Origin of the sequence: Kribbella sp. NPDC004875 (assembly GCF_042873375.1) — a bacterium.
Classification (GTDB): domain Bacteria; phylum Actinomycetota; class Actinomycetes; order Propionibacteriales; family Kribbellaceae; genus Kribbella.
Genome location: NZ_JBIALI010000002.1, coordinates 651,482 through 662,959 on the forward strand (window position 1 = coordinate 651,482; position 11,478 = coordinate 662,959).

Genomic DNA, 11,478 nt, shown 5'->3' on the forward strand with positions numbered 1-11,478 from the left:
GTGGGCTCATCCGCCGTCCGGAGTGGGTCGATAGGGTGCTGGCGTGCTGAGAGTGGGACTGACCGGGGGTATCGGCGCCGGCAAGAGTGCGGTGTCGGCGCGGCTGGCCGCGCGGGGTGCGGTGGTGATCGACTCCGACGTGCTCGCGCGCGAGGTGGTTGCGCGGGGCACCGACGGGCTGGCCGAGGTGGTCGCGGCGTTCGGGCCCGGCGTGCTGACGGCCGACGGCGACCTGGACCGGCCGGCGCTGGGGCAGATCGTGTTCGGCGACGAGCCCGCGCGGCGGAAGCTCGAGGCGATCATCCATCCCCGGGTGCGCGCCCGGGCCGCCGAGATCGAGGCCGCCGCCACGCCGGACGCGATCGTCGTGCACGACATCCCGCTGCTGGTGGAGACCGGCCAGGCGGGCTCGTTCGACCTGGTCCTGGTCGTCGACGTACCGGTCGAGGTCCAGGTGGAGCGGCTGACGACCCAGCGCGGCATGGCCGCCGAGGAAGCGGAACGGCGGATCGCCAGCCAGGCCTCCCGGACCGACCGGCTCGCCGCCGCGGATGTCGTCGTCGACAACTCCGGCAGCCTGGCGGACCTGGACCGCCGCCTGGACGAGGTGTGGGCCACACTCGAAGACCGCCAAGGCCACGGTCCGGACACGAAAAGGTGACCCTCGCGCGGTAAATGATGATTCCGGGACCGGCTGTTAGAGAATCTGTCCCGGTTCGGCCCGGTGCGACCCTGCGCGTCCCGGCCGGCCACCGACGGCGCGCCCCGCGCCGGTCCGGACGTCCGAGGTTGGGAGGATGGCGTGGTTTGTCCGCGCTGCAGCTCTGACGTCCCCGAGGTGTCGCACTTCTGCCACCACTGTGGCAACGACATGCGTACCGGGGATGCCGAGCGCAAGAAGGCGTACGCCGCCAGGCCAGATGAGCCGGTGGCGTCGTTCAAACTGGTTTCGACCATCATGCCCCAGGGGTCCGGCAAACAGCCGTACACCTACAAGGTCGCGCTGGGCCTGGCCCTGGTGCTGACCGTGCTGACCGCCGCGCTCGGCGCGCTGCCGGTCGCCATCATGATCGCGGCCTTCGCCATCCCGATCGTCTACATCATCTACCTGTACGACGTGAACCTCTGGGAGGACGAGCCGATCCCGGTCGTCGCGGCGGCGTTCGTGCTGACCGGCGTGTTGGCGGCTGTCTTCACCTGGCTGTGGAAGGACAAGCTGGCGCTCTCGCTGGACACGATCGGCGGCAACAGCGCCGGTCCGTCCGTGCGGGACCTGCTGATCCTGCTCCTGCTGGTACCGGTGGTGTCGGAGCTGATCCGGCAGATCGGCCCGCTCTACCTGGCCTCGCGGCCGCGGTACGACGACCTGATGGACGGCTTCACCTTCGGTGTGGTCGCCGGCGTCGGGTACGCCTGCTTCGAGACGCTCGTCCTGCACTGGGGCTGGATCAGCGGCGGCTTCGCCGGTCCGGGCAGCAGCGCCGGCACGTGGATCTCGATCGTGCTGCTGCACGGTTTCATCAAGCCGCTGGTGTACGGCTCGGCCACCGGTCTGGCCGGCGCGGAGTTCTCCGGCCTCGGCGAGGGGTACGACGGGTTCACGCCGCGCTGGGTGGCCGGTCTGCTCCAGGCGATGGTGGTCAACGCGCTGTTCCAGGGCGGTGTCTACCTGCTCGGTTTCGTCGGCGGACACGGCTCGACGATCGGCTCGGTCCTCGGAGTCGTCTGGGGCCTGATGCTGCTCGGCGCGCTGATCATCCGGGTCCGGACCGTGCTGCACAAGGGTCTGCTCGAGGCGGCGCTGGAGTCGGCTGCCCGCGGTGGCTCCAACCACGCGTCCGGCGACCTGGCGTTCTGCTCGCGCTGTGAGATGCCGCTGCTTCCGCAGTCCGACTTCTGCTCCGCCTGTGGCAACTCGGTGCGGTCGGTGCCGAAGTCCGCTCGCGGAGTGGCGGCACCGATCGGCGCCAGTGGGTACGAAGCGACGACTGGGGAGACGCAGGCATGAGCAACCAGCAGCCGCCGTACGGCGGTCAGGGTGGACAACCGCCGTACGGCGGTCAGCCGGGGCAGCCCGCTCCGCAGGGCCGACCGGGCCAGCAGCCGCAGGGCCAGCCTGGCTACGGCCAGCAGCCCCAGGGGCAGCCCGGGTACGGCCAGCAGCCGGGGTACGGGCAGCAACCGCAGGGCCAGCCTCAGGGACAGCCTGGCTACGGCCAGCAGCCACAGGGTCAGCCGGGCTACGGCCAGCAGCCTGGACAGCAGCAGCAGTACCCGCAGCAGGGTCCGCAGCAGGGACAGACGTTCCCGGGGCAGCAGCAGTACCAGCAGGGGTACCAGGGTCAGCAGCAGTACGGCGGCCAGCAGCAGTGGGGCGGTCAGCAGTTCGGTCAGCGGCCGCAGCGTAAGAGCGGCCCGAACAAGACCCTGCTGCTCGCCGGCGGTGGCTTCCTGGTCGTCGCGGTGATCGGTGTCATCCTGGCGTTCGTCTTCGGCGGCGACGACAAGAAGGCCGACCCGAGTCCGACCCCGACCACCCAGCCGACGGGTCAGCCGACCACGAAGCCGACGACGGGCCAGACCACCGAGCCGTCGAGCGGCGACGAGGGCATCGAGGTTGCCGAGGGCGTCTATGTGAAGCCGCAGCCGGGCTACATCCGCAAGAGCCTGGACGGGTTCAACGGCGTCTACCTGCTGAAGCAGGGCGAGGCGTACTTCATGGTGAACGCCTGGAAGGCCGAGGACGGCGAGACCACCGACACGGTGCTGCCGAAGCTGCTGAACGCCGAGACCAAGGACCTGTCCTCGGTGAAGACCGGCGATCCGAAGGTGACCAAGCCGGGGCCGGACGACAAGACCCCGGTCAAGGTCGTCACCACCCAGAACTTCGACGCGGTCTCCACCAGCCAGAACGGCAGTATGCCGGTGGTCGGCTTCGTCGGCGTGATCGAGCGCAACGACGGTGTGATCACGATCGTGCGGGTGTACGGGCGTAAGGACAAGGTGGCGTCGATCCGGACGGACTCCGACGCCATGCTGCTGTCGGTGGTCAAGAGTCAGTGAGCGGCAAGCGCGACAAGAGCGGCAGCAATCCCTGGGTCAACGACCCAGGGCCGGAGCTGGAGACCGGCGAACCGGAGAACCAGCTCCCGCCGTCGCCGTGGAACCTCGAGGTCCAGCCGCCGCCGTCGCCGTGGAGCAACGAGGCACCCGGCCCCGGACCTGGTCCGGGGCCGGGCCCGGCGACCGAGACCTCGTCGGCATGGGGTGACAAGGTCGGGCCGCCGTCACTGCGGCGGCCGCCGCCGGTGAAGAAGAAGTTCCAGGTCCCGCCGCTGATGATCCCGGTCGGCGCCGGCCTGATCGTGGTCGTGCTGGTCGCGGTCGCGCTGGTGCTGCTGTCCGGCGGCGACAAGGAGGCCGGCCCGACCCCGACGCCGAGCACCCAGGCCGCTACGCCGACCGCGCCGAAGTCGTCGTACCAGCCGCCACCGAACGCGCTCCCGGTCGGGTTCGGGGTGTCGCTCGTGCCCGCGCAGGGCTGGGTCGTGGTCACCGCGGAGACCCAGGGCAAGGAGGTCGCGACCTACCCACCGAACGACAAGACCAACGCGCGGGCCTTCTTCTGGGTGCGCCAGAAGCAGAACGTCACCGCGAACGCGTACCTGCTCGGGATCGTCGAGGGCGAGACCGAGGAAGAGGTCGCGCAACTCGGCAACGTACGGAACCTGCCGTGCCCCAAGGACGTCTTGGTGGAGTGCGTCGCGATCGACTACACGTCCACGGCCAAGCAGAACGGCGAGGACGTCAAGGTCAAGGGCTCGGTCGAGGTGTACCGGCGCAAGGACAACGTGGTCACCGCGCTGGACTTCCGGACCCGGGTCGACTTCGCACCGAAGGCCGAGGCGGACGCCGCGGCGATGAAGAAGTCCGTGCTCGACAGCCTGTGACGGATCCACAGAACTACCGCGAGGAACAGCCATGAGTCAGCAGTACGGCACCCAGCCGGGCCCGCCGCCCGCGCCCGCCACCCCTGGTGCCTGGGGCCCCGGGCCGACGCGCCCGAACCGGCCGCAGAAGTCGAACCGGACCGCATGGATCCTGATGGCCGGTGCGATCGTCGCGGCGCTGCTGGTGGCGACCGGAGTGGTGCTGCTCGTCACCGGCGGCGGCAAGGACGACAAGCCGGCCTCGCAGCAGACCCCGAACCCGGTCGGCACGCTGTACACGCCGTCACCGACCCCGACGCCGAACGACTCCAAGGGCGCGAACGACGTCGGCGTCGAGGTCGGCTGGGGCGTCTGGTTCACGCCGGCCAAGGGCTGGCTGCCGGACTGGGACAAGTCCAAGGCCGGGAAGAACTACATCCTGCAGCAGTTCAACGCGCGCGGGCTGATCGACGGGTACTACTGGGTCCGCCAGACCGAGCTGTACGACGCGAAGGGATTCGCGGAGCACCTGGTCGACGTCGAGTCCAACGGCATGCAGGGCGTCCGGATCGGCAAGGGCGTGGTCTGTAAGTCGCCGAGCAAGAACATCAAGGCCTGCTACGCGCTCTCGTACACGGGTGTCTGGGTCGCGAAGAACGGCCGGAAGATCGCGATGCAGGGGTTCGTGACGGCGTACCAGGACCAGTTCGACCGGGTCACGGCGACCGACGCGGCGCTCGAGACCCGGGTCTACAAGCGCCGCGTCAACGAGCTCATCTACATGAACAACACCCTCGTGAAGAGCTTCTGACGGCACCTTGGCCGGGCCCTGACCTGGGGTTCTTTAGAAATTGTCGGCGGGCCACCGTACGGTGGAGGGCATGAGACAGGTGTCGGATCTCCAGCGGATGGTCGCCCCGTTGAAGGTGGTGTCGGACTTCGATCCGGCGGGTGACCAGCCCGCCGCGATCGCGGACCTCGAGCGGCGGATCAACGCGGGCGAGCAGGACGTGGTGCTGCTCGGCGCGACGGGTACGGGTAAGACCGCGACGGTGGCCTGGCTGGCCGAGCGGGTGCAGCGCCCGATGCTGATCCTGCAGCCGAACAAGACGCTCGCCGCCCAGTTCGCGAACGAGCTGCGCCAGTTCTTCCCCGAGAACGCCGTCGAGTACTTCGTCTCGTACTACGACTACTACCAGCCCGAGGCGTATGTCCCGCAGACGGACACCTACATCGAGAAGGACTCCTCGATCAACGAGGAGGTCGAGCGGCTCCGGCACTCGGCCACGTGGTCACTGCTGACCCGCCGCGACGTGATCGTGGTAGCGACCGTCTCCTGCATCTACGGCCTGGGCTCCGCGGACGAGTACCTGAACCGGATGATCCACGTGAAGGTCGGCACCGAGATGGACCGCGACGGCCTGCTCCGCAAGCTCGTCGGGGTGCAGTACGCGCGCAACGACCTGGCCGGCACCCGCGGGACCTTCCGGGTCCGCGGCGACACCCTCGAGGTCTTCCCGGTGTACCAGGAGCTCGCGGTCCGGGTGGAGTTCTTCGGTGACGAGATCGAGCGGCTGATGACGCTGCACCCGCTCACCGGTGAGGTGCTGAGCGAGGAGGACGAGCTCTACATCGGCGCCGCGACGCACTACGTGACCGCGCCGGAGAAGATGGAGCGGGCGATCACCTCGATCGAGGCCGAGCTGGAGGAGCGGCTCGCGGAGCTCGAGCGCAACGGGCAGCTGCTGGAGGCGCAGCGGCTGCGGATGCGGACGACGTACGACATCGAGATGATGCGGCAGATCGGGACGTGTTCCGGGATCGAGAACTACTCGCGGCACACCGACGGCCGGGAGCCGGGGTCGGCGCCGCACTGCCTGCTGGACTACTTCCCCGAGGACTTCGTGCTGGTCATCGACGAGTCGCACGTGACCGTCCCGCAGATCGGCGGGATGTACGAGGGCGACATGTCCCGGAAGCGGACCCTGGTGGAGCACGGGTTCCGGCTGCCGTCCGCGATGGACAACCGGCCGCTGCGCTGGGAGGAGTTCCTGGAGCGGATCGGCCAGACCGTGTACCTGTCCGCGACCCCGGGGCAGTACGAGCAGGACAAGTCCGACGGCTACGTCGAGCAGATCATCCGGCCGACCGGTCTGGTCGACCCCGAGGTGATCGTGAAGCCGACCAAGGGCCAGATCGACGACCTGATCCACGAGATCCGGCTCCGGGTCGAGCGTGACGAGCGGGTGCTGGTCACGACGCTGACCAAGAAGATGTCCGAGGACCTCACCGACTACCTGCTGGAGATGGGGATCCGGACCAGGTACCTGCACAGCGAGGTCGACACGCTGCGCCGCGTCGAGCTGCTGCGTGAGCTGCGGATGGGCGAGTTCGACGTCCTGGTCGGTATCAACCTGCTCCGTGAGGGCCTGGACCTGCCCGAGGTGTCGCTGGTCGCGATTCTGGACGCCGACAAGGAAGGCTTCCTGCGGTCCGGCCGCTCGCTGATCCAGACCATCGGCCGTGCGGCGCGAAACGTCTCCGGCCAGGTGTTCATGTACGCCGACAAGATCACGCCGTCGATGGAGCAGGCGATCGACGAGACGAACCGGCGGCGCGCGAAGCAGATCGCGTACAACGAGGAGCACGGCGTCGACCCGCAGCCGCTGCGGAAGAAGATCGCCGACATCACCGACATGCTGGCCCGCGAGGACGCGGACACCGCCGAGCTGCTCGGCTCCGGCCGCACGCAGTCGCGCGGCAAGGCTCCGGTGCCGGGTGGTGGTAAGGCGAAGGCGGGGGAGAAGGCGAAGGAGCTGGCCGGCGGCCTGCCGTCGTCCGACCTGGCCGACCTCATCCAGCAGCTGACGGACCAGATGCACAACGCCGCCGCCGAGCTTCAGTTCGAGGTCGCGGCCCGCTTCCGCGACGAGATCTCCGAACTGAAGAAGGAGCTCCGCCAGATGACGAACGCCGGCGCCAAGTAGCCCAGAGGAGGGCCCGTACGCCGGGGCCGAGGGTCAGCTCCGGCGTACGACGGTGTGGTGTGGTGACTCGTCCACGGACAGCATGAAGATGTCCGGCCGGGCGTAGTGGCCGACGGAGTCGAAGTCGAAGTACCCGCGATCGAGTTCGGCCAGGTCGAGTTCCGCGACCAGGATGCCCTCGCCGGTGCGCAACGGACCGGCGAGGATCTCGCCGAGCGGGGAGATGATCGTGCTGCCGCCGTTGATCAGGACGGCGCCCTCGTCGCCGGTCAGGTACTGGTTGGCGCTGATCACGAAGCACCGGCCTTCGAGCGCGATGTGGCGCATGGTCGCCTGCCACTGGTCGCGGTCGTCGACCGTCGGCGCGCACCAGAGCTGAACACCCTTGGCGTACATCGACTGCCGGAACAGCGGCATGTAGTTCTCCCAGCAGATCGCCGCGCCGAGCACACCAACGTCGGTCCGTACGGCGGGCATCGTCGAGCCGTCGCCTTGACCCCACAGGTAGCGTTCGGCGGCCGTCGGCATCAGCTTGCGGTGGTGCGCGACCAGACCGGCCTCGGGTGAGATGAACGCCGCCGTACAGTACAGCGTTCCGCCGTCGCGCTCGATCACGCCGACGACGAGGTGGACCGCGAGTTCGGCGGCGAGCTCGGCCAGCCGCGCCACTTCCGGCCCGTCCAACGCGACCGCTGCCTCCCGGTAACGACGGAACAGCTCCCGGCCCTCCGGCGACCGCGAGCCGACCACGATGCCGAAGTCTTCGCCCTTCGGATAGCCGCCGAGGAACGCTTCCGGCAGCACGATCAGGCGCGCGCCGGCGGCCGCCGCCTCGCGCACGTACTGCTCCGCCTTCTGCAGCGTCGCGGGCGTGTCGAACAGCGTGGATCCGGCCTGGACGGCGGCAACGACGACAGTTGAGGTCATGGCGAGCAGCGTAGTTCTGTCGCCGCCGCGGTCTAGTCTGCAGAAACGGGGCCTTCAGGGGACGGCGTTCAGGGGAGGAAGCATGTTCGACCACGTGTCGCTGCAGTGTGACGATCTGGCCGCGAGCCGGCGGTTCTACGAGACCGTGCTGGGTCCGCTCGGCATCAGCGTGTCGCTGGATTTCGGGGACGTACTCGGGCTCGCTGGTGCGGACGGCGTACCGAAGTTCTGGCTCGGTGGACACAACACCGGTGGGGCGCAGCGCGAGATCCACCTGGCGTTCACCGCGCCGAACCGGGGAACCGTCGACACCGTCCACCGGGCCGTCGGCGAGCTCGGCGCCGAGGTGCTCCACGAGCCGAAGGAGTGGCCGGAGTACCACCCCGGGTACTACGCGGTCTTCCTGCGCGACCCGGACGGAAACAACGTCGAGGTCGTCTCCCACAGTTGACGGACGACAGTCATGCCACGGTCGCGACCGGCCGGTGGCGATTGATTACCGGCCAATAGATCACGCGCTGCAACTATTCCCTGATCAAGCTGTGACGATGTCGACAGGCGGACACGGCCTGCCGGATTTGGAGTTGTGGACATTCAGCCGTCAGAATGGGTGCTGAGAAGGGGAGTATTCCTTACGCGGCGGCATCGTCATCACGGTCCAGGTCATCCCGGACCCGGTGCCCCCGGCGTCACTCAGCGTGACGCGGAAGAGACCTTCGGAGTAGATGTTCTCGTCTGAGCTCCGGAGGATTCTGTGCACGTTGCTGACTACGTTTGGTACATCACCGTCGGCGTGCTGCTCGCGCTGCTCGCGTTCGACGTCTTCGTCATCGGCCGCCGCCCGCACGAGCCGAGCACCAAAGAGTCGGCGACCGCGATCGCGTTCTACATCGGCCTCGCGGTGGTCTTCGGCCTCGGCGTCTGGTGGTTCTCCGGTGGGCAGTACGCCGGGGAGTTCTTCGCCGGCTGGCTCACCGAGTACAGCCTGAGCGTCGACAACCTGTTCATCTTCCTGATCATCATGGCCAGGTTCGGAGTGCCGAGGAAATACCAGCAGACCGCCCTCCTGGTCGGCATCATCCTGGCGCTGGTGTTCCGCGGCATCTTCATCGCCGTCGGCGCGGCCGCGATCAACCAGTTCTCCTGGGTCTTCTACCTGTTCGGCGCGTTCCTGGTCTACACCGCGATCCACCTCGCCAAGCAGGGTGAGAACGACGACGACTTCAAGGAGAACGCGGTCATCCGGTTCGCGAAGAAGCGGCTGAACGCGACCGACGAGTACAACGGCGTCAAGCTCACGCTGAAGAAGAACGGCAAGCGCCTCGTCACCCCGATGGCGATCGTGATCATTGCCCTCGGCACCACGGACCTGCTGTTCGCGCTCGACTCGATCCCGGCGATCTACGGCCTGACGCAGGAGCCGTTCCTGGTCTTCACCGCGAACGTGTTCGCGCTGATGGGTCTGCGGCAGCTGTACTTCCTGCTCGGTGACCTGCTGAAGCGCCTGGTGTACCTGTCGCTGGGGCTGTCGGTGGTGCTGGCCTTCATCGGCGTGAAGCTGGTCCTGCACGCGATGCACGTGAACGAGCTGCCGTTCATCAACGGCGGCCACCACATCGAGTGGGCGCCGGAGATCCCGATCTGGTTCTCCCTCGGCTTCATCATCGTGACGCTCGGCATCACGACGATCCTGAGCCTGCACAAGTCCCGCAAGCTGGCCGTCGAAGCACCGGCACAGGAGCAGGCGGCAGTGCAGGAGCAGGAGCTGCACCACAAGGAGTCCTGACGGAAGGGCCCCGGACCTGGTCCGGGGCCCTTCCGGTCAGTTCGACCGGCGTTCGACCCAGGACTGGACGCCGTCCAGGAACCGGTCGATCCCGAAGCTCAGCTCGAACGGCAACCCATCCTCGTCGACCTCCGGCGGCGCGGTCTCACCAGCCAGTACGGCGGTCAGGGCCGGGAACTGCTCCGTGTCGAGATACCCGGCGAGCAGGTGCGCCACGTCGGTCATCGGGCGCGGAGTACCGTCACCGGCCTTGCGTGCACTCGTCAGGTTCACGCTGATCTGCGCCGTACCGCGGACGACACCGGTCAGGTGCAGTGCCGCGACGGTGGCCTCACGGCCCGCGAGGCCGGCAGCCAGCAGGTGTCGCATCAGCTGCTCCAGCCAGGCCAACTGGTGCGGCCCCATCGACGCGTGGTCGAGCGGCACCCGCATCATCCAGGGGCGTTGCTGCAGACCGCTCCACAACGCGGAGACCCAGCTGCGGACCGCCTGCCGGAAGTCGTCGACGCCGGTCAGGTCAGGCGGCGTACCGGCTCCGATGTCCGCGGCGACCTCCAGCAGCATGTCCTTGTTCGGGACGTGGTTGTAGAGCGACATCGGCGAGTAGCCGAGCTCCTTGGCGATCCGCTGCATGGACAGCGCCTCGAGCCCGTCGGCGTCCGCGATGTCGACCGCCGCCTGCGCGATCCGCTCCACGCTCAGCTGCGCCCGCGGGCCGCGCCGGCCGCGCCCCCGTCCGGACCACAGCAACGTCAGGCTGCGCTCGAGGTCTGGGTTGTTCGGTTCGGTTGTCATCCACCATCCCGGGGTCGCTCTCGGTTCCAGGTCATCCTAAATCTATGTACGCCATACATAAAACGTATGCTATACATAGTTACTGCCCGACTCCATCACGAACGGACAGTTATGACCTCGACCCTGAATCCGCCGCGCTCACCGGCCGCCCACAGCCGCCGGGTGGTCTGGTGGCGCCGCCCGTGGATCGCCCCGCTGATGACGGTGGTGGCGGCGTTCCTGGCGTTCTCCGTCCCGCCCTACCTGACCTTCGACCCGGCGAACTCCCGGCTGGAGCCGCCGCCGGGCAACTCGATCTACTTCCCGCTGCTGACCGCGCATGTCCTGTTCGGCACGGTCGCGATGACGACCGCGTGCTTCCAGGTCTGGCCCGCGTTCCGTGCCCGCTACCGGCGTGGTCACCGGATCACCGGCCGGATCTACGTATTCGCCGGAGTGCTGCCGGCCGGGCTGCTCGGGTTCTACATCGGCTGGCACACCGCGGCCGGCCCGTCGGTCCGGGTCGCCAACCTGGCCGGCTCGGCACTCTGGCTGATCTTCACGTACGCCGGTCTGCGCGCCGCCCGCCAGAAGCGGTTCGACGCGCACCGCCGGTGGATGTCGCGGAGCTTCGCGCTGGCGATGTCGATCGCGCTCAGCCGGGTGTTCAACATCGCGGCCACGATCGCGCTGATGCCGAGCCTGGACAGCACCTTCGGCGGCGACGAGAAGATGCTGCACTTCGCCGCCACGAGTATCGGCGTCTGGCTCAGTCCGCTGCTGTTGCTGGTGTTCGCGGACTACCTGCTGGAACGCCGTAAGCCCACCCCCGCCCGTGCCGACCGAGGAGGCAAGTGATGAAGGTTTTCGTGGACCAGGACCGGTGTATGGCGTCCGGGCAGTGTGCACTGATCGCGGACGACGTGTTCGGGCAGCGTGCTGAGGACGGGATCGCGACGGTGCTGGACGACAGCCCGTCCGACGACCGCCGGCCCGACGTCGAGGATGCGGCAGCCGGCTGTCCCGCCCTGGCGATCACGCTCGAGGGCTGACGGTGCTTCGACCTGTGCTTCGG

12 protein-coding genes are annotated in these 11,478 nt (G+C 68.3%); 10 read left to right on the top strand and 2 right to left on the bottom strand.

What is annotated here, in order from left to right; translation table 11 throughout:
- The first annotated feature begins 43 nt into the window (after nucleotides 1-43).
- From coaE to uvrB, 6 genes are all read left to right on the top strand, one after another.
- The gene (gene coaE, locus ACFYRH_RS14135; protein WP_387773469.1) at nucleotides 44-661 is read left to right on the top strand and encodes a dephospho-CoA kinase; all 618 of its coding nucleotides are present in this window, start codon (nucleotides 44-46) and stop codon (nucleotides 659-661) included.
- Nucleotides 662-871: 210 nt separating this feature from the next.
- The gene (locus tag ACFYRH_RS14140) at nucleotides 872-2,008 is read left to right on the top strand and encodes a PrsW family glutamic-type intramembrane protease (protein WP_387773472.1); all 1,137 of its coding nucleotides are present in this window, start codon (nucleotides 872-874) and stop codon (nucleotides 2,006-2,008) included.
- Complete coding sequence (locus ACFYRH_RS14145; RefSeq protein WP_387773475.1) at nucleotides 2,005-3,063, top strand: hypothetical protein; 1,059 nt, start codon at nucleotides 2,005-2,007, stop codon at nucleotides 3,061-3,063. The genes ACFYRH_RS14140 and ACFYRH_RS14145 overlap by 4 nt, the downstream gene beginning before the upstream one ends.
- Nucleotides 3,060-3,950 carry a hypothetical protein gene (locus ACFYRH_RS14150; RefSeq protein ID WP_387773478.1) on the top strand — a complete coding sequence of 297 codons (891 nt, stop codon included), beginning with the start codon at nucleotides 3,060-3,062 and terminating at the stop codon, nucleotides 3,948-3,950. Before ACFYRH_RS14145 ends, ACFYRH_RS14150 begins: the two co-directional genes overlap by 4 nt.
- 31 nt (nucleotides 3,951-3,981) lie before the next feature.
- Nucleotides 3,982-4,740, top strand: coding sequence for a hypothetical protein (locus ACFYRH_RS14155; RefSeq protein ID WP_387773481.1), 759 nt, complete (start codon nucleotides 3,982-3,984; stop codon nucleotides 4,738-4,740).
- 70 nt (nucleotides 4,741-4,810) lie between these two features.
- Complete coding sequence (gene uvrB, locus ACFYRH_RS14160) at nucleotides 4,811-6,916, top strand: excinuclease ABC subunit UvrB (protein ID WP_387773484.1); 2,106 nt, start codon at nucleotides 4,811-4,813, stop codon at nucleotides 6,914-6,916.
- 33 nt (nucleotides 6,917-6,949) lie between these two features.
- Here uvrB and ACFYRH_RS14165 read toward each other — a convergent pair whose 3' ends face one another.
- The gene (locus ACFYRH_RS14165; RefSeq protein WP_387773487.1) at nucleotides 6,950-7,843 is read right to left on the bottom strand and encodes a carbon-nitrogen hydrolase family protein; all 894 of its coding nucleotides are present in this window, start codon (nucleotides 7,841-7,843) and stop codon (nucleotides 6,950-6,952) included.
- Nucleotides 7,844-7,925: 82 nt separating this feature from the next.
- Between ACFYRH_RS14165 and ACFYRH_RS14170 the strand changes: the two genes are divergently transcribed.
- Together ACFYRH_RS14170 and ACFYRH_RS14175 are read left to right on the top strand one after the other, a co-directional pair.
- Nucleotides 7,926-8,294, top strand: coding sequence for a VOC family protein (locus tag ACFYRH_RS14170; RefSeq protein WP_387773490.1), 369 nt, complete (start codon nucleotides 7,926-7,928; stop codon nucleotides 8,292-8,294).
- A gap of 303 nt (nucleotides 8,295-8,597) precedes the next feature.
- Nucleotides 8,598-9,629 carry a TerC family protein gene (locus ACFYRH_RS14175; protein ID WP_387773493.1) on the top strand — a complete coding sequence of 344 codons (1,032 nt, stop codon included), beginning with the start codon at nucleotides 8,598-8,600 and terminating at the stop codon, nucleotides 9,627-9,629.
- A 36-nt stretch (nucleotides 9,630-9,665) separates the two neighbouring features.
- Here the strand turns inward: ACFYRH_RS14175 and ACFYRH_RS14180 are convergent, their stop codons facing one another.
- Entirely contained in the window at nucleotides 9,666-10,424 is a 759-nt protein-coding gene (locus ACFYRH_RS14180; protein WP_387773495.1) for a TetR/AcrR family transcriptional regulator, read from the bottom strand.
- Nucleotides 10,425-10,535: 111 nt separating this feature from the next.
- On the opposite strand from ACFYRH_RS14180, the gene ACFYRH_RS14185 reads away from it, so the two are divergent.
- The gene (locus ACFYRH_RS14185) at nucleotides 10,536-11,261 is read left to right on the top strand and encodes a DUF2306 domain-containing protein (RefSeq protein WP_387773497.1); all 726 of its coding nucleotides are present in this window, start codon (nucleotides 10,536-10,538) and stop codon (nucleotides 11,259-11,261) included.
- Nucleotides 11,261-11,455, top strand: a complete 195-nt coding sequence (locus tag ACFYRH_RS14190) for a ferredoxin (RefSeq protein ID WP_387773500.1) — start codon at nucleotides 11,261-11,263, stop codon at nucleotides 11,453-11,455. Before ACFYRH_RS14185 ends, ACFYRH_RS14190 begins: the two co-directional genes overlap by 1 nt.
- Nucleotides 11,456-11,478: the final 23 nt, after the last annotated feature.

Excerpts from the sequence above, each read along its gene's own strand:
- ACFYRH_RS14140 (WP_387773472.1), top strand. The coding sequence starts at position 872 with ATGCGTACCGGGGATGCCGAGCGCAAGAAGGCGTACGCCGCCAGGCCA.
- ACFYRH_RS14145 (WP_387773475.1), top strand. The coding sequence starts at position 2,005 with ATGAGCAACCAGCAGCCGCCGTACGGCGGTCAGGGTGGACAACCGCCG.
- ACFYRH_RS14155 (WP_387773481.1), top strand. The coding sequence starts at position 3,982 with ATGAGTCAGCAGTACGGCACCCAGCCGGGCCCGCCGCCCGCGCCCGCC.
- uvrB (WP_387773484.1), top strand. The coding sequence starts at position 4,811 with ATGAGACAGGTGTCGGATCTCCAGCGGATGGTCGCCCCGTTGAAGGTG.
- ACFYRH_RS14165 (WP_387773487.1), bottom strand. The coding sequence starts at position 7,843 with ATGACCTCAACTGTCGTCGTTGCCGCCGTCCAGGCCGGATCCACGCTG.
- ACFYRH_RS14170 (WP_387773490.1), top strand. The coding sequence starts at position 7,926 with ATGTTCGACCACGTGTCGCTGCAGTGTGACGATCTGGCCGCGAGCCGG.
- ACFYRH_RS14180 (WP_387773495.1), bottom strand. The coding sequence starts at position 10,424 with ATGACAACCGAACCGAACAACCCAGACCTCGAGCGCAGCCTGACGTTG.
- ACFYRH_RS14185 (WP_387773497.1), top strand. The coding sequence starts at position 10,536 with ATGACCTCGACCCTGAATCCGCCGCGCTCACCGGCCGCCCACAGCCGC.
- ACFYRH_RS14190 (WP_387773500.1), top strand. The coding sequence starts at position 11,261 with ATGAAGGTTTTCGTGGACCAGGACCGGTGTATGGCGTCCGGGCAGTGT.